The sequence below is a fragment of the Streptomyces sp. SudanB52_2052 genome (genome assembly GCF_964272415.1).
GTDB classification, from domain to species: domain Bacteria; phylum Actinomycetota; class Actinomycetes; order Streptomycetales; family Streptomycetaceae; genus Streptomyces; species Streptomyces olindensis.
Genome location: NZ_OZ186796.1, coordinates 6,627,657 through 6,653,958, shown reverse-complemented (window position 1 = coordinate 6,653,958; position 26,302 = coordinate 6,627,657). Strand labels below are relative to the sequence as shown.

The following is a 26,302-nucleotide window of genomic DNA, read 5'->3' as shown; positions in this document are numbered from 1 at the left end:
GCGTGGCGAAGCAGTGATCAGTGGTGGCCGTGGCCGCTCGTGATCTCCCGGTACTCCTCGGCGGTGGGCTTCGGGATCTGGGCGCCCTCGCCGTAATAGGCGTCGCTGAGCTTGGCGCGCAGCTTCTCGGAGCCCTTCAGCTTGCGCTCGACACCGTTCTCGTCGACCGTCGGGCCGAGCTCGACCGGCTGGTACTGCTCGTGCGCCGTGAGCGTGTACATCTGCTCCTGGCTGAGCGGCTCGTGCACCTCGATGAACTCACCGTGCGGCAGGCGCTTGATGATGCCCGACTCGCGGCCGTGCAGCACCTTGTCCTTGTCCCGGCGCTGCAGGCCGAGGCAGATCCGCTTGGTGACGATGAAGGCGATGACCGGTCCGACGAAGAAGCCGATCCGGACGAACCAGGTGACCGCGTTGATCGACAGGTGGAAGTGCGTGGCGACGATGTCGTTGCCACCGCCGATCAGCATGATCATGTAGCCGGTGACCCAGGCGACACCGAAGGCGGTGCGCGTCGGGGCGTTGCGCGGCCGGTCCAGGATGTGGTGCTCGCGCTTGTCCCCGGTGACCCACGACTCGATGAACGGGTACAGGGCGATGATCGCCAGGAACAGGCCGAAGAGGACCAGCGGGATGAACACGCCCAGGACGAGCGTGTGACCCCAGAAGTTGATCTCCCAGCCGGGCATCGCACGGACCAGGCCCTCGGCGAAGCCCATGTACCAGTCGGGCTGGGCACCGGTCGACACCTGGTCGGGCCGGTAGGGGCCCAGGACCCAGATCGGGTTGACGGTCGCGATGCCGGCGAGGGCCGCGATGACACCGAAGACCAGGAAGAAGAAGCCTCCGGCCTTGGCCATGTAGACCGGCAGCAGCGGCATGCCGACGACGTTCTTGTTGGTGCGGCCGGGACCCGCGAACTGCGTGTGCTTGTGGTAGAAGACCAGGATCAGGTGGCCGACCACGAGCCCGAGCATGATGCCCGGCAGCAGCAGGATGTGGATCGAGTAGAACCGGGCGACGAAGTCGGTGCCCGGGAACTCCCCGCCGAACAGGAACATCGAGATGTACGTGCCGACGATCGGCACGGACAGGATCGCGCCCTGCGTGAAGCGGACACCGGTGCCGGAGAGCAGGTCGTCCGGGAGCGAGTAGCCGGTGAAACCGGTGAACATGCCCAGGACGAACAGCAGGAAGCCGAACAGCCAGTTGATCTCGCGCGGCTTGCGGAACGCGCCGGTGAAGAAGACGCGCATCATGTGCACGAACATGCCGGCGAGGAAGATGATCGCCGCCCAGTGGTGGATCTGCCGGATGAGCAGACCGCCGCGGACGTCGAAGCTGATGTCCAGCGTGGAGGCGAACGCCTCCGACATCAGCTGCCCCTGGAGCGGGACGTAACTGCCGTGGTACTCCACCTCGTTCATCGACGGGTGGAAGAACAGCGTCAGGTACACACCCGTCAGGATGATGATGATGAAGCTGTAGAGGCAGATCTCACCCAGCATGAAGGACCAGTGGTCCGGGAAGATCTTGCGCATGTTGGCCTTGGCCAGGGAGTAGATCCCGAGGCGGCCGTCGGCCCAGTCGGCCACCCGCTCACCCGCGGGGGCCTTGCGGCGTGTCTGTGCAGTGCTCATCCGCGCTCCCAGAAAGCAGGGCCGACGGGCTCTTCGAAGTCGCCGAGCGCCTCGAGGTAGCCCTCGTCGTTCACGCCGATGCGGAGCTGCGGCAGGGCGTGACCGGCGGGGCCGAAGATCACTCGGGCACCGTCGGAGAGGTCGAAGGTGGACTGGTGGCAGGGGCAGAGCACGTGGTGCGTCTGCTGCTCGTACAGGGAGATCGGGCAGCCGACGTGGGTGCAGATCTTCGAGTACGCGACGATGCCCTCGTGCGACCACTCGAGCTCGCGCTTGTCCTTGATGTTCTCCGGCTGGATCCGGACGATCATCAGGGCGGCCTTGGCGATCTCGTTCTGGAAGTCGTGGTCGTGCTCCTCCAGGCCCTCGGGCTTGGCGAAGGTCAGCGAACCGACCGCGACGTCCGAGGGACGCAGCGGCTGGTTCGTGTTCATGTTCACGAGCAGCTTGCCCTTGGACCACAGCGTGTGGCGGAGCTTGGTGCCGGGCAGCGGGCCGAGGTCGCGCAACAGCACGACGCCGGAGAGCGGCACCAGCGTGAGCGCGCCGAGCATGGTGTTGCGGATCAGCTTGCGACGGCCGAGCGCCGACTCCTTGGCGCCCTGCTTGAAGTCCGCGAAGACCTTCTCGCGGACCTCGGGCTCCGCCTCGATCGGGTGCCGCTCGTCGGCGATCTCCACGTCCGACATCAGGGTGCGCGACCAGTGGACGGCGCCCGCGCCGATGCAGAACAGCGCGATGCCGAGCGTCATGCCCAGCGCGAAGTTCAGGGCGCTGATGTGGCCGAGCGGGAAGATGTAGACCGACTTGTCGACCGGGATCGCCACGAACGCGGCGATGAAGCCGATGGTCGCCAGCATCGACACCGTGAACATCAGGGCGACCGAGCGCTCGGACCGCTTGGCGGCCCGCTCGTCGATGTCCTGGATCCGGTGCTCGTGGGGCGGCAGGCCCGGGTCGGCGAACGGGTGCTTCTCGTCCGCGACGCTCACCGCGCCGTGCCCGTGCTCGTCATGCCCTGCGGACTGCTCGGCAGGCAGGTTCTCTTCTGGAATGTCTTGGCTACTCATGACTTCTTGGCCTTTGCGGTCCGGGCGGCGACCCACACGGCGACGGCGATCAGCCCGCCGAGACCGAAGACCCAGCCGAACAGGCCTTCACTGACCGGTCCGAGACCGCCCAGCTCGAGGCCGCCGGGGCTCTCGGTCTTCTCGCTGTTGACCGCGTCGAGGTACGCGATGATGTCCTTCTTGTTCTTCTCCGACAGCGTGGTGTCGGGGAAGGACGGCATGTTCTGCGGGCCGGTCTGCATGGCCTCGTAGATGTGCTTCTCGGAGACGCCCTCCAGGGTGGGGGCGTACTTGCCGTGCGTCAGGGCGCCACCCTTGCCCGTGAAGTTGTGGCACTGCGCGCAGTTGGTGCGGAACAGCTCACCGCCCTTGGCGATGTCCGCGCCCTCGGGGCTGTACTGGTCCTTCGTCGGGATGGACGGACCGGCACCCAGCGAGGCGATGTACGCCGCGAGCTGGTCGATCTCGGCCTGGGTGTAGATGTTCTTCTTCTTCGGGACCTGCGGGCCCTGCGAGGTGGCGGCCGGCATACGGCCCGTGCCCACCTGGAAGTCGACGGACGCGGCGCCCACGCCCACCAGGCTCGGCCCGTCGGTGGTGCCCTGACCGCCGGTGCCGTGGCAACTGGCGCAGCCGACCGAGTAGAGCTTCTTGCCCTCCTCGATGGCGAGGGACTGGGCGGTTGTGTCGGCCTCTGCCTTGCTCGTGGGCGCGAACACGGCGTACAGCCCCCCGCTGAAGCACAGCGCGAGGAGTAGGACGACGAGCGCCGCCATCGGATGGCGTCGTCGTGCGGAGAGCTTTTTCACGGATTACCCCGGTGTCAGGATCTTCTGCGTCGATGCTTCTGGGATGCGCGCTTCGTCGAGCACGCGCGGATGCTGGCCCTGCTACTTGATCATGTAGATCGTGGCGAAGAGGCCGATCCAGACGACATCGACGAAGTGCCAGTAGTAGGACACGACGATCGCGGCGGTCGCCTGCTCGTGGGTGAACCTCCGGGCCGCGTAGGTCCGGCCCAGGACCAGCAGGAAGGCGATGAGTCCGCCCGTCACGTGCAGGCCGTGGAAGCCGGTGGTCAGGTAGAAGACCGAGCCGTACGGGTCGGACGAGAGCGACAGGCCCTCGTGCTTGACCAGCTCGGTGTACTCGAAGACCTGACCGCCGATGAAGATCGCACCCATGATGAAGGTGACGATGAACCACATCCGGAGCTTCTTCACGTCACCGCGCTCGGCGGCGAAGACGCCGAGCTGGCAGGTGAGGGAGGAGAGCACCAGGATCGTGGTGTTCGTCGCCGAGAACGGGAAGTTCAGGGCATCGGCCTTCTCATGCCAGAAGTCAGGACCGGTCACCGATCGCAGGGTGAAGTACATCGCGAAGAGGGCCGCGAAGAACATCAGCTCGGAACTCAACCAGATGATGGTTCCGACGCTGGTGAGGTTCGGCCGGTTGACCGACGGGTGCGCGTGCCCGGTTTCTACTGTCGTTGCTGTCGCCACGACCGACATTATGTCGGTCGCTTATCCCGCCCTCACTCCGGGGGGTGCCGTTCGGAGTGTCCAAGCCGGTCGTACCGCTGTTGACGTGGTGTTCAAGGGAGTAGCATCCGGCCCAACGGGCCTGTCCTTACGACGCTGACGTCACGGAGGAACAATGCAGCCGACCGCCACGGTGCTGGTCTACAGCGACGACTCCAACACCCGCGAGCAGGTGCGGCTCGCGACCGGCCGACGGCCGGCTCCGGACGTCCCGGTGGTGGAGTTCGTGGAGTGCGCGACCCCGGCGGCGGTGATCAAGGAGCTGGACCGGGGCGGGATCGACGTCTGCGTGCTGGACGGGGAGGCCGTGCCCATGGGGGGCATGGGGGTCTGCCGGCAGATCAAGGACGAGATCTTCGACTGTCCTCCGGTGCTGCTGCTGATCGGGCGGCCGCAGGACGCGTGGCTGGCGACGTGGAGCCGTGCGGAGGCAGCGGTGACGTTGCCGGTGGAGCCGGTGGAGTTCGCTGCGGCGCTGGCTTCGCTGTTGCGGGAGAGGGCGGCTTTGAACGCCTAAGGGCCTGGGGTTCCGGGTGTTGTTCGGCGCCTGCGGGTGTGTGGGGGCTGGTCGCGCGGTTCCCCGCGCCCCTGAGGGACGAGCCCCTGAGGGCGTCTAGACGCTCTGCGGCCTCAGCCGGGCCCTGTCCGCCGGGGTGGGGCCCTCGGGGGTGCCGGCCAGGAGGGCGCTGCCGGTGCGCCACTTCGACCAGTCGAGGTTCCAGTCGCCGTAGCCGTTGCCGAAGGGGGCCATCGTGTCGCCGGCGGAGTTGATGACCTTCACGATGTCGCCCTCGCGGATGTTCTCGTAGAACCACGCGGCGTTCTCGGTGCTCATCCCGGTGCAGCCGTGGCTGACGTTGGCGTAGCCCTGGGAGCCGACGGACCAGGGGGCGGCGTGGACGTACTCGCCGCTGTGGGTGACGCGGACCGAGTGGTGCACGATCAGGTCGTAGAAGTCCGAGGCGCCGATGCTGGCGCTGGTCATGCGGACGGTGCCCTCCTTGGCCAGGACGACCTTGACGCCGTTGCGGGTGTCGTAGCCGGGCATGCCGGTGGTGACGGGTATCTGGCGGACGATCTCGTCGTTCTTGTAGACGGTCATCTGGTGGGCGGCGGCGTCCGTGACGGCGATGACCTTGTCGGCCGTGGTGATGGTCAGCGGCTTGGCCTTGCCGCCCCACATGCGGTCGCCGATCTTGATGCCCTGCAGGTTGCTGCGGACCTGGATGGTGGCCTGCGCGGGCCAGTAGTCCTTCGGGCGGTAGTGGAGCTTCTTGTCGTCCACCCAGTGCCAGGCGCCGTCCGTGGCGGGCGTGGAGGAGACCTTGAGGGCGCGTTCGACGACGGCCCGCTGGGCCCGGTCCTTGACCGGCCGGCTCAGCTCGGCCGTGATGGGCTGGCCGACACCGTAGGTGCCCTTCTTGGGGCCGAAGGTGACGTCCAGGTGCTTTTTCGTGGTGGGCTTGCCCGTGTCGAAGGTGAGGACCTTGCGGCCGGGCGCCCCGTCCTCGTCCTCGGTGCTCACGCGGACCGTGTAGCTGGCGTTGGCGGCGAGCGGTGAGGTGCTGTGCCAGCGGCCTCCGTCGGCGGCGAGTTCGCCGGCCACGTGGCGTCCGGAGGAGTCGTAGGCCGTGACGTCCGTGATGCGCCCGTCGGAGTCCTCGGAGACCACTTCCAGGGGCTTGTCCGGGTCGGCCTTCTTGCGGCCCTCGGAGGAGGCGTTGAAGGAGATCTGGTCCGCCGCGTCGTAGGGGCGGGCGGAGAGGGGGTTGCCGTCGGAGCCGCAGGCGGTGACGCCCGCGCAGAGGGCTATCACCAGCAGCGTGCAGCTGACGACGGTGCGGGGGCGGGATATCGCTGTGAGACTCATGACCCCACGCTAGGAAGCCTGGTCAACTGCGGCACGCCGGATGACTCGTACGAGTGACACATATTGCGGCAAAGGAAGGGGCCCGGACGCTCCCCGCGGAGTGTCCGGGCCCCTGAAGCGCTCGGCTCGTGTTACTGGGTGCGGTTCTCACCGCGGTAGTACTCGAAGACCCAGCCCCAGACGCCGATCAGGATGATCGGCAGCGAGAAGTACATCAGCCACCAGCCGATCGCGATCGACAGGAAGGCGAGGGCGCCGCCGATCGCCAGGGAGAGCGGCTGCCAGCTGTGCGGGCTGAAGAACCCGACCTCGCCGGCGTCGTCCGCGACGTCCGCCTCCTTGTTGTCCTGAGGACCCACGTCGACCCGCTTGGCCGTGAAGCCGAGGTAGAAGCCGATCATGATGCACAGGCCGAAGGTCAGGAAGAGGGCCGTGGTACCGGCCGGCTCCTTCGACCACACGCCATAGACGACCGCCATGACGAGCACGAAGGCGCTCAGCCACATGAACATCTTGCCCTGGATCTTCACTTGCCGGCCTCCTTGCCGCCAGCCAGAGCCTTGTCGCCGTGGCCCACGTTCTCGAGCTGGTCGAGGGCGGCGATCTCCGGGTGGTGCAGGTCGAACGCCGGGGATTCACTGCGGATCCGCGGCATGGTGATGAAGTTGTGCCGCGGCGGCGGGCAGGAGGTGGCCCACTCCAGGGAGCGGCCGTAGCCCCACGGGTCGTCGACGCCGACCGGCTTGCCGTACTTGGCCGTCTTCCAGACGTTGTAGAAGAACGGCAGGATCGACATGCCGAGCAGGAACGAGCTGATCGTCGAGATCGTGTTCAGCGCGGTGAAGCCGTCGGCCGCCAGGTAGTCGGCGTAACGACGCGGCATGCCCTCGGCGCCCAGCCAGTGCTGCACCAGGAACGTGCCGTGGAAGCCGATGAACAGCGTCCAGAAGGTGATCTTGCCGAGGCGCTCGTCGAGCATCTTGCCGGTCCACTTCGGCCACCAGAAGTGGAAGCCGGAGAACATCGCGAAGACCACGGTGCCGAAGACGACGTAGTGGAAGTGGGCCACCACGAAGTACGAGTCGGAGACGTGGAAGTCCATCGGCGGCGAGGCCAGGATGACACCGGTGAGACCACCGAACGTGAAGGTGATCAGGAAGCCGGTCGCCCAGAGCATCGGCGTCTCGAAGGACAGCGAGCCCTTCCACATCGTGCCGATCCAGTTGAAGAACTTCACACCGGTCGGAACGGCGATGAGGAACGTCATGAAGGAGAAGAACGGCAGCAGCACACCGCCGGTGACGTACATGTGGTGCGCCCACACCGTCACGGACAGACCCGCGATCGCGATGGTCGCGCCGATCAGACCCGTGTAACCGAACATCGGCTTACGGGAGAAGACCGGGATGACCTCGGAGATGATGCCGAAGAACGGCAGGGCGATGATGTACACCTCTGGATGGCCGAAGAACCAGAAGAGGTGTTGCCACAGCAACGCGCCGCCGTTGGCGGAGTCGAAGACGTGCGCGCCGAACTTGCGGTCCGCCTCCAGCGCGAACAGGGCCGCGGCCAGCACCGGGAAGGCCAGCAGGACCAGCACACCGGTCAGCAGCACGTTCCAGGTGAAGATCGGCATGCGGAACATCGTCATGCCCGGGGCGCGCATGCAGATGATCGTGGTGATGAAGTTGACCGAGCCGAGGATGGTGCCGAAGCCGGAGAAGGCCAGACCCATGATCCACATGTCGGCGCCGATGCCCGGGGAACGCACCGCGTCCGAGAGCGGGCTGTAGGCGAACCAGCCGAAGTCGGCCGCGCCCTGCGGGGTGAGGAAGCCGCCCACCGCGATGAGCGAGCCGAACAGGTACAGCCAGTAGGCGAACATGTTCAGCCGCGGGAACGCCACGTCCGGCGCGCCGATCTGCAGCGGCATGATCCAGTTCGCGAAGCCCGCGAACAGCGGGGTGGCGAACATCAGCAGCATGATCGTGCCGTGCATCGTGAACGCCTGGTTGAACTGCTCGTTCGACATGATCTGCAGACCAGGCCGGGCGAGCTCGGCGCGCATGAACAGCGCCATCACGCCACCGATGACGAAGAACGCGAACGACGTCACCAGGTACAGCGTGCCGATCGTCTTGTGGTCCGTCGTCGTCAGCCACTTGACCACGACACTGCCGCGGTTCTGGCGCCGGACCGGCAACTCGTCCTCGTAGTGGGACCCTGCTGCCGCGGCACCCTGGGGTTCGTTGAGGATGCTCACAGGTTGTTCGTCTCCCGGTTCTTCTCGTGGCTCGTCTGCGCGATGCCGGCGGGAACGTAACCGGTCTGCTGCTTGTCCACGAGGTCCTTGAGGTGCTGCTCGTAGCGCTCGGGGGAGACCACCTTGACGTTGAACAGCATCCGAGAGTGGTCGACGCCGCAGAGCTCGGCGCACTTGCCCAGGAAGGTGCCCTCCTTGTTGGGGGTCACCTCGAAGGCGTTGGTGTGGCCCGGGATGACGTCCTGCTTCATCAGGAACGGCACCACCCAGAAGGAGTGGATGACGTCACGCGAGGTCAGCACGAAGCGGACCGTCTTGCCCTTGGGCAGCCACAGCGTCGGACCCGGGTTGTTGGTCTGCGGGTTCCGGGTGCCGGGGGTACCGCAGTCGTAGACGCCGCCGGCGTTGGCCGGGAAGTCCTCCTTGAACCGGTCCGGGATCGCGTCGAGGTCCGGGGACTTCTTGGCGTCACCGGTGGAACCGGCGACCGGCTCGATGTAGTTGAAGCACCAGCTCCACTGGAAGCCGACCACGTTGACCGTGACGTCGGGCTTCTTCTTGAGGCTGAGCAGCTCGGACTCGTCGCGGGCGGTGAAGTAGAACAGCACCGAGACGATGATGAGCGGAACGACCGTGTACAGCGCCTCGATGGGCATGTTGTACCGGGTCTGCGGAGGAACCTCGACCTTGGTGCGGCTGCGCCGGTGGAAGAAAGCACTCCACAGGATCAGACCCCACACCAGCACGCCGACGGCGAGCGCAGCCGCCCAGGACCCCTGCCACAGGGAGAGGATCCGCGGAGCCTCTTCCGTGGTCGGGGTGGGCATACCAAGGCGGGGGAAGTCTTCCCAGTTGTACGAGCAACCGGTGGCTGTCGCCAAGACCAGGCCCGCGGTCAGTGCCTGCAGCAGCTTCCGCCGCATCGGGCGCCGCGGCGAGCGGTCGGAGCCGTTGGGACTCACGTAGCGCCTTCCCGAGAGTCTCGCCCGCGCGGATCGGCTGCGGCCTGGCCTTCTCGCTGGTCGGTCGCCGCCCTGCGTCGGGCAGGGGTTTGGATGTTTATGCGGACCAAACCCTAGCCGACGCCCTCCGGGGGCTCTCGGGGAGGGGTGCCTACTCACCCGGGGGGTTCGCTGAATTGGCGGCTGCGGGTGGTTTGTGGTTGTTCGCGCAGTTCCCCGCGCCCCTTGGGGACGCTGACCCGCTCGGCGTTCTAGCGTTGCTGTGTGGGTTACTTCGATGCTGCTTCCGCTGCTCCGCTTCATCCGATCGCGCGGCAGGCCCTGCAGGCCTCGCTCGACGAGGGGTGGGCTGATCCCGCGCGCCTGTACAGGGAGGGGCGGCGGGCCCGGGTCCTGCTGGACGCGGCGCGGGAGGCCGCCGCCGAGGCGGTGGGCTGCCGGCCGGACGAGCTGGCCTTCACCTCGTCCGGAACCCGTGCCGTGCACTCGGGGATCGCCGGGGCGCTGGCCGGGCGGAGGCGGGTGGGGCGCCACCTGATCGTGTCAGCGGTCGAACACTCCTCCGTACTTCATTCGGCGGAGCTTCTCGAGGCCTCCGGGGGGACCGTCACACAGGTCCCGGTGGACCGCGCCGGACGGGTGAAGCCGTCGGCTTACGGCGAAGCCCTGCGGGCGGACACCGCGCTGGCCTGTCTCCAGTCGGCCAACCACGAGGTGGGGACCGAGCAGCCGGTGGCCGAGGTGGCCGAGGTGTGCCGGGCGGCGGGGGTGCCGCTGCTGGTGGACGCGGCGCAGTCGTTGGGGTGGGGCCCGGTGGACGGGGACTGGTCGCTGCTGACGGCGAGCGCCCACAAGTGGGGCGGGCCGTCCGGGGTCGGGCTGCTCGTGGTCCGGAAGGGCGTGCGGTTCGCCCCGCAAGGCCCGGCGGACGAGCGGGAGTCGGGGCGGGCGGCCGGTTTCGAGAACATCCCGGCGATCGTGGCGGCGGCGGCCTCGTTGCGGGCGGTGCGGGCCGAGGCGGCGGCGGAGGCCGTGCGGCTGCGGGAGCTGACGGAGCGGATCCGGGCTCGCGTGCCGCAGCTGGTGCCCGACGTGGAGGTGGTCGGCGATCCGGTGCGCCGACTGCCCGGGGTGGTCACCTTCTCCTGTCTCTATGTCGACGGAGAGGCGCTGCTCCACGAGCTGGACCGGGAGGGTTTCTCCGTCTCGTCCGGTTCGTCCTGCACGAGCAGCACGCTGACGCCGAGCCATGTGCTGCGGGCGATGGGCGTGCTGAGTGAAGGGAACGTACGGGTTTCGCTGCCGGCGGGGGTGACGGAGGAGGACGTGGAACGGTTCCTGACCGTTCTTCCCGGGGCGGTGGCCGCGGTGCGGGAGAAGCTGGGGGCGCCGGGCTCCGAGGCGGTGGTGCGGGAGGCCGATGCCCTCGTCGTGGACTCCCTGGGCAAGCGGTGCCCGATCCCCGTCATCGAGCTGGCCAAGGTGATCGGTGACGTGCCGGTGGGCGGGCTGGTCCGGGTCCTCTCCGACGACGAGGCGGCACGGCTGGACATTCCGGCGTGGTGCGAGATGAGGGGCCAGGAGTACGTCGGTGAGGAGCCGGCGGACAAGGGAACGGCGTACTTGATCCGCCGGGTGAGCTGAGCAACTCAGGGGCGCGGGGAACTGCGCGAACAGCCCCCACGCCCCCGTAGCCGAAAACGGCCGATCAGGCCAGATGCGCCTGGACCTCCTGCGCGGCCTCATCCCCGTACGCCTTGGTGAACCGCTCCATGAAATGCCCGCGCCGCAGCTGGTACTCCTGCGTCCCCACCGTCTCGATGACGAGGGTCGCCAGCATGCACCCGACCTGCGCGGCGCGCTCCAGGGAGACGCCCCAGGCCAGGCCCGAGAGGAACCCGGCGCGGAAGGCGTCGCCGACACCGGTCGGATCGGCCTTGCGCTCCTCGTCCGGCGTGCCGACCTCGATCGGGTCCTCGCCGGCGCGCTCGATGCGGACGCCGCGCGCGCCGAGCGTGGTCACGCGGTGGCCGACCCGGGAGAGGATCTCCGCGTCGCTCCAACCGGTCTTGGACTCGATGAGGCCCTTCTCGTACTCGTTGGAGAAGAGGTACGTCGCCCCGTCCAGCAGGATGCGGATCTCCTCGCCGTCCATGCGGGCGATCTGCTGGGAGAAGTCGGCGGCGAACGGGATGGACCGGGAGCGGCACTCCTCGGTGTGGCGGAGCATGGCCTCCGGGTCGTCCGCGCCGATGGAGACCAGGTCGAGGCCGCCGACCCGGTCGGCGACGGTCTTCAGCTCGATGAGGCGGGCCTCGCTCATGGCGCCCGTGTAGAACGAGCCGATCTGGTTGTGGTCGGCGTCGGTCGTGCACACGAAGCGGGCCGTGTGCAGCGTGTCGGAGATGCGGACGGAGTCGGTGTCGACGCCGTGCCGCTCCAGCCAGGCGCGGTACTCGTCGAAGTCCGCGCCGGCGGCGCCGACCAGGATCGGCCGGGTGCCGAGCTGTCCCATGCCGAACGCGATGTTCGCGGCGACGCCGCCGCGGCGGACGTCGAGCTTGTCGACCAGGAACGACAGCGAGACCGTGTGCAGCTGGTCCGCTACGAGCTGGTCGGCGAAGCGGCCGGGGAAGGTCATGAGGTGGTCGGTGGCGATGGAGCCGGTGACTGCGATGCGCACGGCGTGGATTCTCCTGAGGGAGGCGGACCTTGACGCTTCACGCTATCGGGTGGGCGGGGCCGCTCTGAAGGCAACTAAACTACCCGATAGTAGATCTTTCTCCGCCCGCTCGACCGTGCATACGGTGCCGCTATGACGAACCTCGAGGTCCAGGCCCCCGCTCCCGTCGATGTCGAAGGCGACCTCGCGTCGCTGCCGGGTGACGGGGCCCGGATGGCTCCGCACTGGGTTGTCCCCGACCGGGGCGCCTCCCGGCCGGTCTCCCCGGCCCTGATCCACGGCGTGACCGTACCCCCGGCGTCGGCCCGGCTGCTCGACGCCATGTCGGACTACGGGGACTGAGAGGCGCACTCCCGGGAACCGTGTGCTCCCCCGCTGCGTCCCATCGCTGTCCCCCGTAAAGGGGAGGCGGGATACGACCCACCAGCGGCCCGAATCCGACCGGGCCGGGTCCCATGGGACAGCTGTGCAGCCGAAGGAGCGATGCGGTGAACACCGAGCGACCCGACAACGACGACGCCAGGGAACCGGGCGGCGCCGGCACCGCCGACGCCTCGGAGGCCACGGCGCGGGGCTCGGCCGAGGCCGGGGCTTCGGCGCGGGCCGGGGAGTCGGCGGGAGCGGCGGAGTCTGCCGAGGCCGCGGAGGCTGCGGAGGTCGACGAGGCTCCTGTGGATTCTGTGGAGGCCGCCGAAGCGGATGAGCCGGGGGAGTCGGAGGCCGCTTCCGACGCGGGCGACGCGGCGGCGTCCGATGCGGAGCCGACCGGGGACGGCGAGGGCGAGAAGGCCCCGGCGGCCGAGGAGCCTCGCACCGGGCGCACGGCCCCGGGTGAGACCCCGGAAGCCGGGCAGTCCGACCGTACGCCGGACGTCGAAGCCGCCGCGGGAAGCGCCGGCGTCGGCGACGCGGACTCCGGCCCGGACGGCGAGCCGGAACCGGCCCCGGCCCCGGCCCCGGCCCACGGCGGTGACCGTGACCTCCCCCGCGATCGTGACGACCTGGTCCGGCACGGACGCGGGCGTCCCCGGACTCCCGCGATCATCGCCTCCGTCGCCGCCGCCGTGCTGCTGATCGGCGGTGGCGGGGCCTGGCTCGCGGCCAACGCGTCCGGCGGGTCGGGCGGCGGGACGACGTCCGGTGCGCCCGGCGGGGACGACACTCCCCCGCCGCTGGCGCTCGACGGCTACTCCGAGGGCGGCGGGAACGGCATCGCCCCCGGTGAGCCCAACCCCTACGGCGCCACCTACCGGGTCGACGGCACACTGCCGGGCGGACCCGGCGAGGCCCCGGTGTACCGGGCGCGGGGCGAGGTCACCGAGGAGGACGTGGCCCGGCTGGCGAAGGCCCTCGGGGTCGAGGGGACGCCGGTGGTCCAGGGCGAGGCCTGGAAGGTCGGGGCCGGCCAGGACGGTTCGGGCCCGAGTCTGCAGGTGAACCGGCAGGCGCCGGGGACCTGGACGTTCAGCCGGTACGCGCCGGGCACCGACAACTGCAAGGGCGCGGACACCTGCACCGCTCCGGGGAGCGACGACACCCCGGTGAGCGAGGCGGTGGCGAAGCAGGCCGCCGCGCCCGTGCTGAAGGCGGTGGGTCAGGATGACGCGAAGCAGGACGCGAGCCAGGTCATGGGTGCCCGGCGGGTGGTGAACGCCACTCCCGAGGTCGGCGGTCTGCCCACGCACGGCTGGACGACCGGCGTCACGGTCGGTTCCGACGGCGAGGTCGTCGGCGGCAGCGGTCAGCTCGCGGTCCCCGTGAAGGGGGACACGTACCCCGTGGTCAGCGCCCGGAAGGCGCTGGAGCTGATGAACGAGCGGCCGAACGACCACCGCATGGGCATAGGCGGCTGCGCCAGCGCCGTGCCGCACAAGGACCGGCTGGAGCAGCCCTGCGGATCGTCGGCGAGCGGCGCTCCGGAGCAGGACGCCGTCACGGTCGAGAACGCGGTGTTCGGGCTGGCCGCGCACGTCGTGGACGGCCGTCAGGCGCTGGTGCCGTCGTGGCTGTTCGAGGTGACGGCGCCGGGCGCGCAGGACCCGTTCACGGTGACGTACCCGGCGGTCGACCCGAAGTACCTGGCCTCGCCCACGCCGAGCGGGCCGAGTGACGGGCCGACGGAGGCGCCCCGGCCGCGCGACGTCAAGGTGGACGGCTACCGGGCGGAGGGCGCGGAGCTGACCGTGACCTTCACGGGCGGGGTGTGCGCCGACTACGACGTGAAGGCGAGCGAGCAGGGCGACGAGGTGACGGTCACGGTGACGTCGACCCCGTGGCCCGACAAGGTCTGCATCTTGATCGCCAAGCAGTTCCAGGAGACCGTGCGGCTGGACGAGCCGCTCGGTGACCGCAAGGTCGTGGGCGAGGACGGCAAGGCCGTTCCGCTGGCCAGGGAGGGCGCGCGGCTGCCGGCTCCCCCGACGCCCTCGCGGTAGCGCCACCGGGTACGCGGCAGCGCCGCCCGGTACAGCGAAGGCGGCGGCCCCGTCGGAGGGGGTCGCCGCCTTCGTCATGTCCGCTGCCGCCCGTGGCGGCGCGGCGGGCTCAGCTGAAGGAGTCGCCGCAGGCGCAGGAGCCGGTCGCGTTCGGGTTGTCGATCGTGAAGCCCTGCTTCTCGATGGTGTCCACGAAGTCGATCGTGGCGCCGCCCAGGTACGGGGCGCTCATGCGGTCGGTGACCACCTTCACACCGCCGAAGTCCTTCTCCACGTCGCCGTCGAGGGAACGCTCGTCGAAGAAGAGCTGGTAGCGCAGGCCGGAGCAGCCGCCGGGCTGGACGGCGACGCGCAGCGCGAGGTCGTCGCGGCCTTCCTGGTCGAGCAGCGCCTTGACCTTGGACGCGGCGGCGTCGGTCAGGATGATGCCGTCGGTGACGGTGCTGGTCTCGTCCGATACGGACATCTACATCTCTCCCGGGTTGTACGGAGACTGCTTGCCGACGGTTGCAACCGGCGGGGCCGCGGATTCATTCCGGGCCGGGCGCTCGATCTCGGCTCCTTTTCATGCTCGCACACGCGCCGGGAACCGGAAAACGGCTCTTTCCCCGTCCTTCCGGGAATGAACGGCGGCTCGCCGGGATTCACGTCACACAGACGCTATGGCCATCGTCAAAGTGACGTGAAGCAGTTATGATAGATAGCGTCAAATCGACGAAAAGTCGCCGGAAACAGAAAGGGTGCGTGTCGTGACCACCGCCCAGACCCAGGAGCTCGACGTACAGCCGACGCCCCTCGCCCTGCTGCTCCTCGGCCGTGAGGCCGACCCGAGGAGCGAGCGCGGCGTGGAGTGTCCCGGCGACCTGCCCTCGCCGTCCGACCCGGACCTGGTCGAGCGTGCTCGCCGGGCGAAGGAGAAGCTCGGGGACAAGGTCTTCGTGCTCGGCCACCACTACCAGCGCGACGAGGTCATCCAGTTCGCCGACGTGACCGGTGACTCGTTCAAGCTGGCCCGGGACGCGGCGGCGCGTCCGGAGGCCGAGTACATCGTCTTCTGCGGTGTGCACTTCATGGCGGAGTCCGCTGACATCCTGACGTCCGACGACCAGAAGGTCGTCCTGCCCGACCTCGCCGCCGGCTGCTCGATGGCCGACATGGCCACGGCCGAGCAGGTCGCCGAGTGCTGGGACGTGCTGACCGAGGCCGGCATAGCCGAGCAGGTCGTGCCCGTCTCGTACATGAACTCGTCCGCGGACATCAAGGCGTTCACGGGCAAGCACGGCGGCACGATCTGCACCTCCTCCAACGCCAAGCGCGCCCTGGACTGGGCGTTCGAGCAGGGCGAGAAGGTGCTCTTCCTGCCCGACCAGCACCTCGGGCGCAACACCGCGGTCCGCGACATGGGCATGTCCCTGGAGGACTGCGTCGTCTACAACCCGCACAAGCCGAACGGCGGCCTGACCGCCGACGAGCTGCGCGCGGCGAAGATGATCCTGTGGCGGGGCCACTGCTCGGTGCACGGGCGCTTCAGCCTGGACTCGGTCAACGACGTGCGCGAGCGCATCCCGGGCGTGAACGTCCTGGTGCACCCCGAGTGCAAGCACGAGGTCGTGGCCGCGGCCGACTACGTCGGTTCGACGGAGTACATCATCAAGGCCCTGGAGGCCGCGCCGGCCGGCTCCAAGTGGGCCATCGGCACGGAGCTGAACCTGGTCCGCCGCCTGGCGAACCGTTTCGCGCCGGAGGGCAAGGAGATCGTCTTCCTCGACAAGACGGTCTGCTTCTGCTCGACCATGAACCGCATCGACCTCCCCCACCTGGTCTGGGCCCTGGAGTCGCTGGCCGAGGGCAACCTCGTCAACCGCATCGAGGTGGACAAGGAGACGGAGGCGTTCGCGAAGCTGGCGCTGGAGCGGATGCTGGCCCTGCCGTAGCCATCGCCCCGCCCGTCGTCACCCCGAGGGCGGTGTGGCCCGCGGCGGCGTCTCCCGGAGCAGCGTGAACGGGACACGGGAGCGGCCGGGCACCGACCATGAGGTCCGGTGCCCGGCCGCCGCCGGGCCGGGGGCGTCACACGCCCGCGGGCTCCGGCTCCGCCGCGTCCGTCCGCTGGGCCGGGAGGCCCTTCTTCGCCGCGCGCTTCTTCGCCCGGCGCTCCTTGCGGAGTTCGAGCATCGCGTACAGCGTCGGCACCAGCAGCAGGGTCAGCAGGGTCGACGTCACCAGGCCGCCGATCACGACCACGGCCAGCGGCTGGGCGATGAAGCCGCCCTCGCCGGTGATGCCGAGGGCCATCGGGAGCAGGGCGAAGATCGTCGCCAGGGCGGTCATGAGGATGGGCCGCAGACGGTGCCGGCCGCCCTCGACCACGGCCTCGACGACGCCGTAGCCCTGCTTGCGGTACTGGTTGATCAGGTCGATCAGCACGATCGCGTTCGTCACCACGATGCCGATCAGCATCAGCATGCCGATCATCGCGGGGACGCCCATCGGGGTGCCGGTCGCCACCAGCAGGCCGATCGCGCCGGTGGCGGCGAACGGGATGGAGACCAGCAGGATCAGCGGCTGGACCAGGGACCGGAAGGTGCCCACCAGCAGCATGAAGACGATCGCGATGGCCGCCAGCATGGCCAGGCCCAGGTTGGCGAACGCCTCGTCCTGGTCCTCGGAGACACCGCCGATCGACGCCGTGGCGCCGTCCGGGAGCTTCAGCGCGTTGATCTCGGACTGGAGCTTGGTGCTCACCGCGCCCGTGTTGTCGCCGGTCGGCTTCGCCGTGATGGTGGCGGCGCGCTGTCCGTCGATGCGGGTCATGGACACCGGGCCGTCGACCACCCGCACGGTCGCGATGTCGCCGAGCTTCACCGCACCTCCCAGCCGCAGTTCCCGGAGCTCCTTCAGGGTCTGCGCGGGCTTCGCCGAGCGGATGACGACGTCGCGCTCGGTGTCGTCCAGGACGGCCTTGGCGGCCGGGGTGCCGCGGACGGCCTGGGCGACGACGGCGCCGAGGGTCTGGTCGTTGAACCCGGCCGCGGCCGCCTTGTCGTTGGCCTTGACCGAGATGCGCGGCACGCTCGTCGCCAGATCGCTGGTGACGTCCGTGACGTCGTCGAGGGAGGCGACCGTCTTGCGGACCTCCTCGGACGCCGTGCGCAGCACCTCGGCGTCGGCGGCCTTCACCACGACGCTCAGGTCCTGGGCGCCGAAGCCGTCACCGGCGGCGACGGTGGTGGTGCCGATGCCCTTGAGCCCGGCGAGGCCCTTCTCGATGCTGTCCTGGACGTCCTCGGCCGACGCCGAGTCCTCCAGCATCACCTGGTAGGAGGCCTGGTTGGTGTCCGTGCCGCCGCCGAAGGCGGCCATGAACCCGGACGAGCCGACCGTGACCTGGTAGTCCTTCACGCCTTCGGTGTCGGCGAGCAGCCGCTCGACCTTCTTCGCCTGGGCGTCGGTGGCCGCCAGGCTGGTGCCGGGCTTCAGCTCCTGCTTGACGGTGAGGACCTCGACCTCGCCCTGGTCGAAGAAGTTCGTCTTCAGCAGCGGTGCCATGCCGAACGTGCCGATCAGGACGACGATCGCGATGGCCACGCTGGTGAGGCGGCGACGGGTCGCGAAGCGCAGGACCGGGACGTAGATGCGCTGCAGGCGGCTCTTGGCCTCCTTCTCCTCCGCGAGGCGGCGCGCCTCGGCCGCGTCCTCCGGGGTGCCCTTCGGCGGGCGCAGGAACCAGTACGACAGGACCGGCACGACCGTCAGGGAGACGAGCAGGGAGGCCAGCAGCGCCGCCGTGACGGTGAGGCTGAACGAGCCGAACAGCTCGCCGACCATGCCGCCGACCAGGCCGATCGGCAGGAACACGGCGACGGTGGTGAGCGTGGAGGACGTCACCGCGCCCGCGACCTCGCGCACCGCGTTGAGGATGGCCGAGTGGCGCTCCTCGCCGTACCCGAGGTGGCGCTTGATGTTCTCCAGGACCACGATCGAGTCGTCGACGACCCGGCCGATGGCGATGGTCAGGGCGCCCAGCGTGAGGACGTTCAGCGACAGGTCGCGGGTCCACAGCACGATCAGGGCGAGGACCACGGACAGCGGGATGGACACCGCCGTGACGAGGGTGGAGCGGATCGAGGCCAGGAAGACCAGGATCACCAGGACCGCGAAGAGCAGGCCGAGCGCGCCCTCGGTGGTGAGGCCCTTGATGGACTTGGACACGGCCGGACCCTGGTCGCTGACGACCGTGAGGGTCGCGCCGGAGCCGAGATCCTTGCGCAGGTCCGGCAGCTTGTCCTGGACGGCGTCGGAGATGGCGACCGCGCTGCCGTCCCGGTCCATGGTGACGGCGACGGCGAGGCTGGGCTTGCCGTCGGTGCGGGTGATGGAGTCGGCCGGGGCCTCCTGCTGCCGCACCGTGGCGACATCGCCGAGGCGCACCGGCTTGCCCTTGCCGGGCTCACCCGTGACCATCAGGTCCTGGATCTCCTGCAGCGAGGTGAAGCCGCCGCCGACCTGCACGGTGCGGTTGGAGCCGCCCTCGTCGAAGGAGCCGGCCGGGACGGTCGCGCCGCCGGCCTGGAGCGCCTGGGAGAGGGACTGCGAGGTCAGCCCGGCCTTCGCCAGCTTCGCGTCGTCGGGCGTGACGGTGACCTGGAGGTCCCGGACGCCGTCGACGGTGACCTGGCCGACGCCGTCGATGCTCTTCAGGTCGGGCACGACGGTCTTGTCGAGCTGGTCGGCCAGGGCCTGCTGGTCCCGGTCGGAGGTGACGGCGAGGACGACGGTCGGCATGTCGTCCGTCGAACCGGCGACGATCTGCGGGTCCACGTCGTCCGGGAGCTGGACGCGGGCCCGGTTGACGGCCTGCTGGACGTCGGCGACGAGCTGCTCGGTGCCGTTGCCGTAGTCGAAGGACGCCATGATCACGGCGTTGCCCTCGCTCGCCGTGGAGGTGACGCCGCTGATGCCGTCGACGGCTTCGAGGCTGTCCTCGATGGGTTCGACGACCTGCTTCTCGACCACGTCCGGGGACGCGCCCTGGTACGGCGCCAGCACGGACACCATGGGCAGTTCGATGGTGGGCAGCAGTTGCTGCTTGAGCTGGGGTATCGCGATCGCTCCGAAGACGAGCGCGATGATCGACATCAGCCCTATCAGGGCCCGTTGCGCGAGGCTGAATCTCGACAGCCAGGACATGGGTCAGGATCTCTCTTCTGTTTAACGGCAGAAGCGGCAGCGGGCGCACAGATGAGCGCCCGCCCTTACACCCTGAGCCATGGGAGGGGGCCGATTCGTAGGCCCCAGGTCCATTTCCTTATACGGCGCATACTCCCGCCGCAGTACGCCCGGCTGGAACTCACTCCACCCTTGGACGGACCAGGCCGGATTCGTACGCGATCACCACGAGCTGGGCCCGGTCCCGGGCGCCCAGCTTGGCCATGGCCCGGTTGACGTGCGTCTTCACCGTCAGCGGGCTGACCTCCAGCCGCTCGGCGATCTCGTCGTTCGAGTGACCGCCGGCGACCTGGACCAGCACTTCCCGCTCCCGTCCGGTGAGCGAGTCGAGCCGCTCGCCGCGGGCCGGATCCCGGTCGCCGTCGGCCGGGCCCTCCTGGGCGAGGAACCGGGCGATCAGCCCCGTGGTGGCCGCCGGGGACAGCAGGGCCTGCCCACCGGCCGCGATCCGGATGGCGTTCAACAGTTCCTCGGGCTCGGAGCCCTTGCCGAGGAAACCGGAGGCGCCGGCGCGCAGCGACTGCACGACGTAGTCGTCGACCTCGAACGTCGTCAGGATGACCACGCGGACGTCGGCGAGCTCCGGGTCGGCGCTGATCATGCGGGTCGCCGCGAGACCGTCCGTGCCGGGCATGCGGATGTCCATGAGGACGACGTCGGCGCGCTGCTCCTTCGTCAGCCGGACCGCCTCCGCGCCGTCGGACGCCTCGCCGACCACCTCCATGTCGGGCTCGGAGTCGACGAGCACGCGAAAGGCGCTGCGGAGCAGCGCCTGGTCGTCGGCGAGCAGGACACGGATCGTCATGCGGGGTCCTCCCCGGTCGATGTGCGGTTCTTGACCGGCAGGATCGCATGGACGCGGAAGCCGCCTCCGTAGCGGGGACCGGTGGTGAGGGTGCCGCGCAGGGCGGTGACCCGCTCGCGCATGCCGAGCAGGCCGTGGCCGCCGCCGCTGTCCGGGTCCGCGTCCTCGCCGCTGCCGTCGTCGAGCACGGTGATCTCGATGTTCGGTCCGACCCGTACGACGCTGACCTCGGCCTTGGCCTGCTGCCCGGCGTGCTTCTGCACGTTCGTCAGGGCCTCCTGGATGATCCGGTAGGCGGCCAGGTCGACGGCTGCCGGGAGGGTGGTGTCCTGGTCGGCGCGGGCGACCTCGACGTGCAGTCCGGCGCTGCGGAAGGTGCCGGTGAGTTCGTCGAGGCGGTCCAGGCCGGGGGCGGGTTCGGTGGGGGCCTCCGGGTCGCCGGACTGGCGGAGCAGGCCGACCGTGGCGCGGAGCTCGTTGAGCGCGGAGCGGCTGGCGTCGCGCACGTGCGCGAGGGCCTCCTTGGCCTGGTCGGGGCGCTTGTCCATGACGTGGGCGGCGACCCCGGCCTGGACGTTGACCAGGGCGATGTGGTGGGCGACGACGTCGTGCAGGTCGCGGGCGATGCGCAGGCGCTCCTCGGCGACCCGGCGGCGGGCCTCCTCCTCGCGGGTGCGTTCGGCGCGCTCGGCGCGTTCCCGGATGGCCTGGACGAAGGCGCGGCGGCTGCGGACGGCGTCACCTGCGGTGGCGCCGATGCCGGTCCAGGCGAAGATCGCGAGGTTCTCCTGGGCGTACCAGGGCAGCGGCCCGGCGGACATGGCCGCCCCGGTCAGCACGGTCATGGTGAGCAGGCCGACGCGCCAGGTGGTGGGGCGGTCGGTGGTGGAGGCGACGGTGTACAGGGCGATGACCGCGGACATGGCGACCGGGGCGCGGGGGTCGCCGGTGATGGACTCGACGACGGAGAGGGTGCCGGTGAGGGCGAGGACCGCCATGGGGGCGCGGCGGCGGAAGGCCAGGGCACAGGCGCCGAGGGCCATGAGGAGGAGGCTGAGGGAGTCGGGGGTGCGCAGGGACCAGGTGACGCTGTGGGGGTGGCGGGGTTCCACGAAGGAGGCGGCGACCATGCAGGCCAGGACGGCAGCGGCCAGGACCGCGTCCACGGCCAGAGGGTGCGCCTTGGCCTGACATCTGGCCCGCTGGAGGGTGCTCACGGGGATTCACGGTAGCCGGGCCGGGGGCTCGGCCCCCAGCCCCCGTCCGTTCGAACGGCCTCGTCAGCCCGGGATCAGGCCGTCGTCGCTCAGGAGCTCCCTGACCTCCTCCAGCGTCGCGTCGGGGGACGGCAGGATCAGCTCGGACGGCTCGAGGGAGTCGTCCGGGAGGGGTTCGCCCAGGTCGCGGACCTTGGCCAGCAGAGCCTGGAGGGTGCGGCGGAAGCCGGGGCCGTCGCCGTTCTCCATTTCCGCCAGGAGCTCGTCGTCCAGCTTGTTCAGCTCGGTGAGGTGGCCGTCGGCCAGCACCACCTGCCCCTCCCCCATGATCCGTACGATCATGTCGCCCTCCTAGGCGTGGGCCCCTACTGCTTGTCGAAGCGCGGGGTGTCCTGCGGCTGCTGCTGGGACTGCTGCTGGCTCGTGCCACCTTCGATGGCCTGCTGCCCACCGCTCGGACCACCGGCGAGCTCGGCCTTCATGCGCTGCAGCTCCAGCTCTACATCCGTACCACCGGAGAGCCGGTCCAGCTCGGCCTGGATGTCGTCCTTGTGCATCCCGGAGGGGTCGTCCAGGGCACCGGAGGCGAGCAGTTCGTCGATCGCGCCGGCGCGGGCCTGGAGCTGGGCCGTCTTGTCCTCGGCGCGCTGGATCGCCAGGCCGACGTCGCCCATCTCCTCGGAGATGCCGGAGAAGGCCTCGCCGATCCGGGTCTGCGCCTGGGCCGCCGTGTACGTCGCCTTGATCGTCTCCTTCTTCGTGCGGAAGGCGTCGACCTTGGCCTGGAGGCGCTGGGCCGCGAGGGTGAGCTTCTCCTCCTCGCCCTGGAGCGTCGCGTGCTGGGTCTCCAGGTCGGTCACCTGCTGCTGGAGCGCGGCCCGGCGGGAGAGCGCTTCCCGGGCCAGGTCCTCGCGGCCCAGCGCGAGCGCCTTGCGGCCCTGGTCCTCCAGCTTGGTGGACTGCAACTGCAGCTGGTTCAGCTGGAGCTCCAGACGCTTGCGGGAGGTCGCCACGTCGGCGACGCCGCGGCGGACCTTCTGGAGCAGCTCCAGCTGCTTCTGGTACGAGTAATCGAGGGTCTCGCGCGGGTCCTCGGCCCGGTCAAGGGCCTTGTTCGCCTTCGCGCGGAAGATCATCCCCATACGCTTCATGACACCGCTCATGGGCTTCGCGCGCCCCCTTCTGACCGACTCCGGCTCCAGCTCCTGCGACAGAACCCACAGTACGGGCCCTGCATCCATTACCGCACTGTTCGGGGACGGATGCGCTCATCCCCAAGGACGACTGCGTGCGCTCCCGCTCCGGCGTAGGGAGTAGGTGGTCCCCGGGGTTACCGGAGGCGTACATCCCGGGGAACGGCCGGGTGCGTACACAACGTCCCCTCTGTCCCCTTACAGACGACTGGTGTTGCCGGATCGTTCCCCACGGGACTGGGGTCCATGCCCGGGAAGCCCTTACCCTTGGGTTTTGTGTTCCGTAGCCGTGCGAAGGATGAGAAGGCCCAGGCAGCCGACAAGGCGCCGGTGACCGACTCCAGTCAGCCCCGTCACCCCGAGGCCCCCAAGGGCCGTCCCACGCCCAAGCGCAGCCAGGCCCAGACCCAGCGCCGCAGCGTGGCCAACACGTCGATGACGCGCAAGGAGGCCGCCAAGCGGCAGCGGGAGGAGCGCCGTGCCGCGCTGGAGCGCCAGCGCCAGGCGCTCGCGAGCGGCGACGAGCGGTACCTGCCCGCGCGCGACAAGGGACCGGTCCGCCGGTTCGCGCGCGACTTCATCGACTCGCGGTTCAACATCGCGGAGTTCTTCCTGCCGATGGCCGTCGTCATCCTCGTGCTGAGCATGGTGCGGGTGGCGGCGCTGCAGAACATCGCGCTGCTGCTGTGGCTCGTGGTGATCGTGCTCATCGTGCTCGACTCGTTCGTCACCGGCTTCCGCCTGAAGAAGCAGCTGAACGAGCGCTTCGCCGGTGAGAACAGGCGCGGCGCGGTCGCCTACGCCCTGATGCGCTCCCTCCAGATGCGCCGGCTCCGGCTGCCGAAGCCGCAGGTCAAGCGCGGAGAGCGGCCCTGACCGCGACGCCGTTCTCCGGGGGTGCGGCGGACGCCTGGCTGGACCGGCTGGGTGGGCTGCGCGATGTCGTCCGGCAGGAGCTGGTGGCCCGCCAGCTGGACGAGCAGATAGTCGGGCGGTTCCCGGTCGGGCAGCGGCTGCGGGTGCTCGACGTGGGCATGGGCCAGGGCACGCAGGCGCTGCGGCTGGCCCGGGCCGGGCACCAGGTGACCGGTCTGGAACAGGACCCGAAGATGATCGCCGTGGCCCGGGAGTCCCTCGCCGGGGAACCGGAGGGCATCCGGGAGCGGATGCGGATCATCGAGGGCGACGGCCGGGACACCGGCGTGCACTTCCTGCCGGGCAGTTTCGACGTGGTGCTCTGCCACGGCGTCCTCATGTACGTCGAGGAGCCCGACCCGCTGCTGGCGGGCCTGGCCCGGATGCTCGCGCCGGGCGGGCTGCTGTCGCTGCTCGTGCGCAACGGGGACGCGCTCGCGATGCGACCGGGGCTGTCCGGCGACTGGGCGGGCGCGCTGGCCGCGTTCGACACGACCGCCTACCTCCCCCATTCTCGAACAGACTCGAACGGGGGGACCCCCGTCCGGCTGGGGCTCGACGTACGGGCCGACCGGCTGAAGGACCTCACGGCGACGCTCGCCGGTATCGGGGCGCCGCTGCACGCCTGGTACGGGGTGCGGGTGTTCACGGACACGGCCGCGGACGGCGCCGAGGTCCCGGCCGACGTGGAGACGTTGCTCGCGGTGGAGGAGAAGGCCGGGCGGACGGATCCCTACCGCGGGGTGGCGGCGCTGCTGCACCTGTGCGGCGTGCGGGGCTGAACCACCCGGACGTGGGGGTGGGCGAGGGCCGTCGGCCCTCGCCCCCGGCTCACGCCTCGGCCGCGTGCAGGCTCATCGGCCCGTAGATCTCCGTGGCGTCCTCGAACAGCCGTACCTGGTCGGCACCGCCCTCCTTCAGCGCCTTCCAGTGCTCCCCGATCCAGGACTCGGCGTCCCCCTGGGTGGGGAACTCCTCCGGCGGCACCGCGGGCTCGACCTCCGTCCCGTCGGTCTTCTCGAACCGCCACGTCCATGCCGCCATGTACGCCTCCCATGTGTGTGAGCACACTGCACAGCGGAAGCCTATGCGCTCCGCCGGGTGGGGCGTCATGGGCCTTGCGGGGGGTGCGGGTCGTGGGGCGGTGCGGGTGGTGGGGTGTTCGCGCAGTTCCCCGCGCCCCTATAGGGGCGTCTCCGTCACGCGTGTTCCATGCCCAGGGGTGAGAATCGGGGCGTGGAACTCACTCTGCTCGGTACCGGTGCACCCGCGGGACTTCCCCGACCCGACTGTCCCTGTGCGGTCTGTGCGGCCGCTCTGGGGCCGGATGCGCGGGCCGCCACCGCGCTGCTCCTGGACGGGGCGCTGCTGCTCGACCTGACGCCCGGGGCGGCGTTCGCGGCGGCCCGGGCGGGCCGTTCCCTGGCCGGGGTGCGGCAGGTGCTGTTGTCGCATCCGCACGACGGGCCCGTGGTGGAGGTGCCGGCCGGGGTGCCGCAGCCCGGGCGGGTGCCGGACGGGCGGGAGTTGACGCTGCTCACGGGGCACCGGGTGCGGGCGGTGGCCCTGGACGCGCCGGGCACGGGGTACGCGGTGACCGGGCCGGAGGGGCAGCGGCTGCTGTACCTGCCGCCGGGCGGGGCGCCGGCGGGTCTGGTGGAGCCGGCCGAGCCGTACGACATGGTGCTCGCGGACGTCGCGGGGCGGCCGGACGCGCTGGCGAAGCTGCGGGCGGTCGGGGCGGTGGGGCCGACGACCGATGTGGTCGCCGTCCATCTGGACCACGACGTGCCGCCGGGCCCGGAGCTCGCGCGGCGGCTCGCGGCGGCCGGGGCGCGGGCCGTGCCCGACGGGGCGACGCTCGAGGTGGGGGCGTACGAGGACGTGCCGGACGTGCCGCGGCGGACGCTGGTGCTGGGCGGGGCGCGGTCGGGCAAGTCGGTGGAGGCCGAGCGGAGGCTGGAGGCCTTCCCGGACGTGCTGTACGTGGCGACGGGCGGGTCGCGCAACGGGGACACGGAGTGGTCGGCGCGGGTGGCCGCGCACCGGGAGCGGCGGCCGGGGTCGTGGCAGACGGTCGAGACGTGCGATCTGGTGCCGCTGCTGGAGGCGGAGGGGCCGCCCGTGCTCATCGACTGTCTGTCGTTGTGGCTGACGGACGCGATGGACGCGGCCGGGGCGTGGGATGACGCGGTGTGGGCGGAGCGCGGCGAGAAGGTGCTGCGGGAGCGGGTGCGGGAGCTGACGGAGGCCGTGCGCGCGACCCGGCGGACCGTCGTCGCCGTGTCGAACGAGGTGGGGTCGGGGATCGTGCCGTCGACCGCGTCGGGCCGGCGGTACCGGGACGAACTCGGGCGGTTGAACGCGGGGTTCGCGCACGAGTGCGAGCACGTGCTGCTGGTGGTGGCGGGGCAGGCGGTGGTGCTGCGAGGGTGAAGGGTGCGCGGTGTCCGCTGTCCGCGGCCAAGCGGTACCGGCC

24 protein-coding genes are annotated in these 26,302 nt (G+C 70.1%); 8 read left to right on the top strand and 16 right to left on the bottom strand.

The genetic code is table 11. The features are described from left to right. Nucleotides 1-17 precede the first annotated feature (17 nt). From qcrB to ctaE, 4 genes are all read right to left on the bottom strand, one after another. The gene (qcrB, locus tag ACSUPV_RS29750) at nucleotides 18-1,640 is read right to left on the bottom strand and encodes a cytochrome bc1 complex cytochrome b subunit (protein ID WP_037765827.1); all 1,623 of its coding nucleotides are present in this window, start codon (nucleotides 1,638-1,640) and stop codon (nucleotides 18-20) included. Beyond that, on the bottom strand, nucleotides 1,637-2,710 hold the full coding sequence (gene qcrA, locus ACSUPV_RS29745; RefSeq protein WP_031115826.1) for a cytochrome bc1 complex Rieske iron-sulfur subunit: 1,074 nt from the start codon (nucleotides 2,708-2,710) through the stop codon (nucleotides 1,637-1,639). Before qcrA ends, qcrB begins: the two co-directional genes overlap by 4 nt. Further along, nucleotides 2,707-3,519: a cytochrome bc1 complex diheme cytochrome c subunit gene (gene qcrC, locus ACSUPV_RS29740; protein ID WP_031115827.1), complete on the bottom strand. Its 813-nt coding sequence runs from the start codon at nucleotides 3,517-3,519 to the stop codon at nucleotides 2,707-2,709. Before qcrC ends, qcrA begins: the two co-directional genes overlap by 4 nt. Before the next feature lie 81 nt (nucleotides 3,520-3,600). Beyond that, entirely contained in the window at nucleotides 3,601-4,221 is a 621-nt protein-coding gene (gene ctaE, locus ACSUPV_RS29735; protein WP_031115828.1) for an aa3-type cytochrome oxidase subunit III, read from the bottom strand. 145 nt (nucleotides 4,222-4,366) lie between these two features. Between ctaE and ACSUPV_RS29730 the strand changes: the two genes are divergently transcribed. Further along, nucleotides 4,367-4,768 (top strand): hypothetical protein, encoded by a 402-nt coding sequence (locus tag ACSUPV_RS29730; RefSeq protein WP_031115829.1) that lies wholly within the window; start codon nucleotides 4,367-4,369, stop codon nucleotides 4,766-4,768. Nucleotides 4,769-4,864: 96 nt separating this feature from the next. Here ACSUPV_RS29730 and ACSUPV_RS29725 read toward each other — a convergent pair whose 3' ends face one another. The 4 genes from ACSUPV_RS29725 to ctaC all read right to left on the bottom strand — a co-directional run bounded on the left by ACSUPV_RS29725 (nucleotide 4,865) and on the right by ctaC (nucleotide 9,346). Beyond that, nucleotides 4,865-6,121 carry a L,D-transpeptidase gene (locus ACSUPV_RS29725; RefSeq protein WP_382611181.1) on the bottom strand — a complete coding sequence of 419 codons (1,257 nt, stop codon included), beginning with the start codon at nucleotides 6,119-6,121 and terminating at the stop codon, nucleotides 4,865-4,867. A gap of 131 nt (nucleotides 6,122-6,252) precedes the next feature. Next, the gene (locus tag ACSUPV_RS29720; RefSeq protein ID WP_031115831.1) at nucleotides 6,253-6,651 is read right to left on the bottom strand and encodes a cytochrome c oxidase subunit 4; all 399 of its coding nucleotides are present in this window, start codon (nucleotides 6,649-6,651) and stop codon (nucleotides 6,253-6,255) included. Then, entirely contained in the window at nucleotides 6,648-8,384 is a 1,737-nt protein-coding gene (gene ctaD, locus ACSUPV_RS29715; protein ID WP_037765834.1) for an aa3-type cytochrome oxidase subunit I, read from the bottom strand. The genes ACSUPV_RS29720 and ctaD overlap by 4 nt, the downstream gene beginning before the upstream one ends. Then, complete coding sequence (gene ctaC / locus ACSUPV_RS29710) at nucleotides 8,381-9,346, bottom strand: aa3-type cytochrome oxidase subunit II (RefSeq protein ID WP_031115835.1); 966 nt, start codon at nucleotides 9,344-9,346, stop codon at nucleotides 8,381-8,383. The genes ctaD and ctaC overlap by 4 nt, the downstream gene beginning before the upstream one ends. Before the next feature lie 264 nt (nucleotides 9,347-9,610). Between ctaC and ACSUPV_RS29705 the strand changes: the two genes are divergently transcribed. Next, on the top strand, nucleotides 9,611-10,990 hold the full coding sequence (locus ACSUPV_RS29705) for a cysteine desulfurase/sulfurtransferase TusA family protein (RefSeq protein WP_436948904.1): 1,380 nt from the start codon (nucleotides 9,611-9,613) through the stop codon (nucleotides 10,988-10,990). Nucleotides 10,991-11,054: 64 nt separating this feature from the next. Here the strand turns inward: ACSUPV_RS29705 and ACSUPV_RS29700 are convergent, their stop codons facing one another. Continuing rightward, nucleotides 11,055-12,029: a carbohydrate kinase family protein gene (locus ACSUPV_RS29700; RefSeq protein WP_031115837.1), complete on the bottom strand. Its 975-nt coding sequence runs from the start codon at nucleotides 12,027-12,029 to the stop codon at nucleotides 11,055-11,057. Nucleotides 12,030-12,161: 132 nt separating this feature from the next. Between ACSUPV_RS29700 and ACSUPV_RS29695 the strand changes: the two genes are divergently transcribed. Together ACSUPV_RS29695 and ACSUPV_RS29690 are read left to right on the top strand one after the other, a co-directional pair. Further along, on the top strand, nucleotides 12,162-12,371 hold the full coding sequence (locus ACSUPV_RS29695; protein WP_031115838.1) for a hypothetical protein: 210 nt from the start codon (nucleotides 12,162-12,164) through the stop codon (nucleotides 12,369-12,371). Nucleotides 12,372-12,517: 146 nt separating this feature from the next. Beyond that, nucleotides 12,518-14,464, top strand: a complete 1,947-nt coding sequence (locus tag ACSUPV_RS29690) for a hypothetical protein (RefSeq protein WP_436948903.1) — start codon at nucleotides 12,518-12,520, stop codon at nucleotides 14,462-14,464. Between the two features lie 109 nt (nucleotides 14,465-14,573). On the opposite strand, the gene ACSUPV_RS29685 is transcribed toward ACSUPV_RS29690, so the two are convergent. Beyond that, on the bottom strand, nucleotides 14,574-14,930 hold the full coding sequence (locus tag ACSUPV_RS29685) for a HesB/IscA family protein (protein ID WP_010037217.1): 357 nt from the start codon (nucleotides 14,928-14,930) through the stop codon (nucleotides 14,574-14,576). 283 nt (nucleotides 14,931-15,213) lie between these two features. Between ACSUPV_RS29685 and nadA the strand changes: the two genes are divergently transcribed. Continuing rightward, nucleotides 15,214-16,398, top strand: a complete 1,185-nt coding sequence (gene nadA / locus ACSUPV_RS29680) for a quinolinate synthase NadA (RefSeq protein ID WP_037765896.1) — start codon at nucleotides 15,214-15,216, stop codon at nucleotides 16,396-16,398. A gap of 136 nt (nucleotides 16,399-16,534) precedes the next feature. Here nadA and ACSUPV_RS29675 read toward each other — a convergent pair whose 3' ends face one another. The 5 genes from ACSUPV_RS29675 to ACSUPV_RS29655 all read right to left on the bottom strand — a co-directional run bounded on the left by ACSUPV_RS29675 (nucleotide 16,535) and on the right by ACSUPV_RS29655 (nucleotide 22,866). Then, nucleotides 16,535-19,654, bottom strand: coding sequence for an efflux RND transporter permease subunit (locus ACSUPV_RS29675; protein WP_436948902.1), 3,120 nt, complete (start codon nucleotides 19,652-19,654; stop codon nucleotides 16,535-16,537). A gap of 160 nt (nucleotides 19,655-19,814) precedes the next feature. After that, entirely contained in the window at nucleotides 19,815-20,498 is a 684-nt protein-coding gene (locus ACSUPV_RS29670) for a response regulator (protein WP_031115842.1), read from the bottom strand. Beyond that, entirely contained in the window at nucleotides 20,495-21,715 is a 1,221-nt protein-coding gene (locus ACSUPV_RS29665) for a sensor histidine kinase (RefSeq protein ID WP_359790223.1), read from the bottom strand. Before ACSUPV_RS29665 ends, ACSUPV_RS29670 begins: the two co-directional genes overlap by 4 nt. Nucleotides 21,716-21,778: 63 nt before the next feature. Further along, nucleotides 21,779-22,057 carry a PspA-associated protein PspAA gene (gene pspAA / locus ACSUPV_RS29660; protein ID WP_031115844.1) on the bottom strand — a complete coding sequence of 93 codons (279 nt, stop codon included), beginning with the start codon at nucleotides 22,055-22,057 and terminating at the stop codon, nucleotides 21,779-21,781. Between the two features lie 23 nt (nucleotides 22,058-22,080). Then, entirely contained in the window at nucleotides 22,081-22,866 is a 786-nt protein-coding gene (locus tag ACSUPV_RS29655) for a PspA/IM30 family protein (RefSeq protein WP_078650956.1), read from the bottom strand. Between the two features lie 318 nt (nucleotides 22,867-23,184). On the opposite strand from ACSUPV_RS29655, the gene ACSUPV_RS29650 reads away from it, so the two are divergent. Together ACSUPV_RS29650 and ACSUPV_RS29645 are read left to right on the top strand one after the other, a co-directional pair. After that, nucleotides 23,185-23,784 (top strand): DUF3043 domain-containing protein, encoded by a 600-nt coding sequence (locus tag ACSUPV_RS29650; protein WP_031115846.1) that lies wholly within the window; start codon nucleotides 23,185-23,187, stop codon nucleotides 23,782-23,784. A gap of 83 nt (nucleotides 23,785-23,867) precedes the next feature. Next, the gene (locus tag ACSUPV_RS29645) at nucleotides 23,868-24,605 is read left to right on the top strand and encodes a class I SAM-dependent methyltransferase (RefSeq protein WP_436948901.1); all 738 of its coding nucleotides are present in this window, start codon (nucleotides 23,868-23,870) and stop codon (nucleotides 24,603-24,605) included. Between the two features lie 49 nt (nucleotides 24,606-24,654). On the opposite strand, the gene ACSUPV_RS29640 is transcribed toward ACSUPV_RS29645, so the two are convergent. Continuing rightward, complete coding sequence (locus tag ACSUPV_RS29640; protein ID WP_031115848.1) at nucleotides 24,655-24,867, bottom strand: hypothetical protein; 213 nt, start codon at nucleotides 24,865-24,867, stop codon at nucleotides 24,655-24,657. A 192-nt stretch (nucleotides 24,868-25,059) separates the two neighbouring features. Here ACSUPV_RS29640 and ACSUPV_RS29635 point away from each other — a divergent pair, with 192 nt between their 5' ends. Continuing rightward, a complete protein-coding gene (locus tag ACSUPV_RS29635) occupies nucleotides 25,060-26,259 on the top strand; it encodes a bifunctional adenosylcobinamide kinase/adenosylcobinamide-phosphate guanylyltransferase (protein WP_436948900.1) in 1,200 nt (399 codons plus the stop codon). The last annotated feature ends 43 nt before the right edge of the window (nucleotides 26,260-26,302 follow it).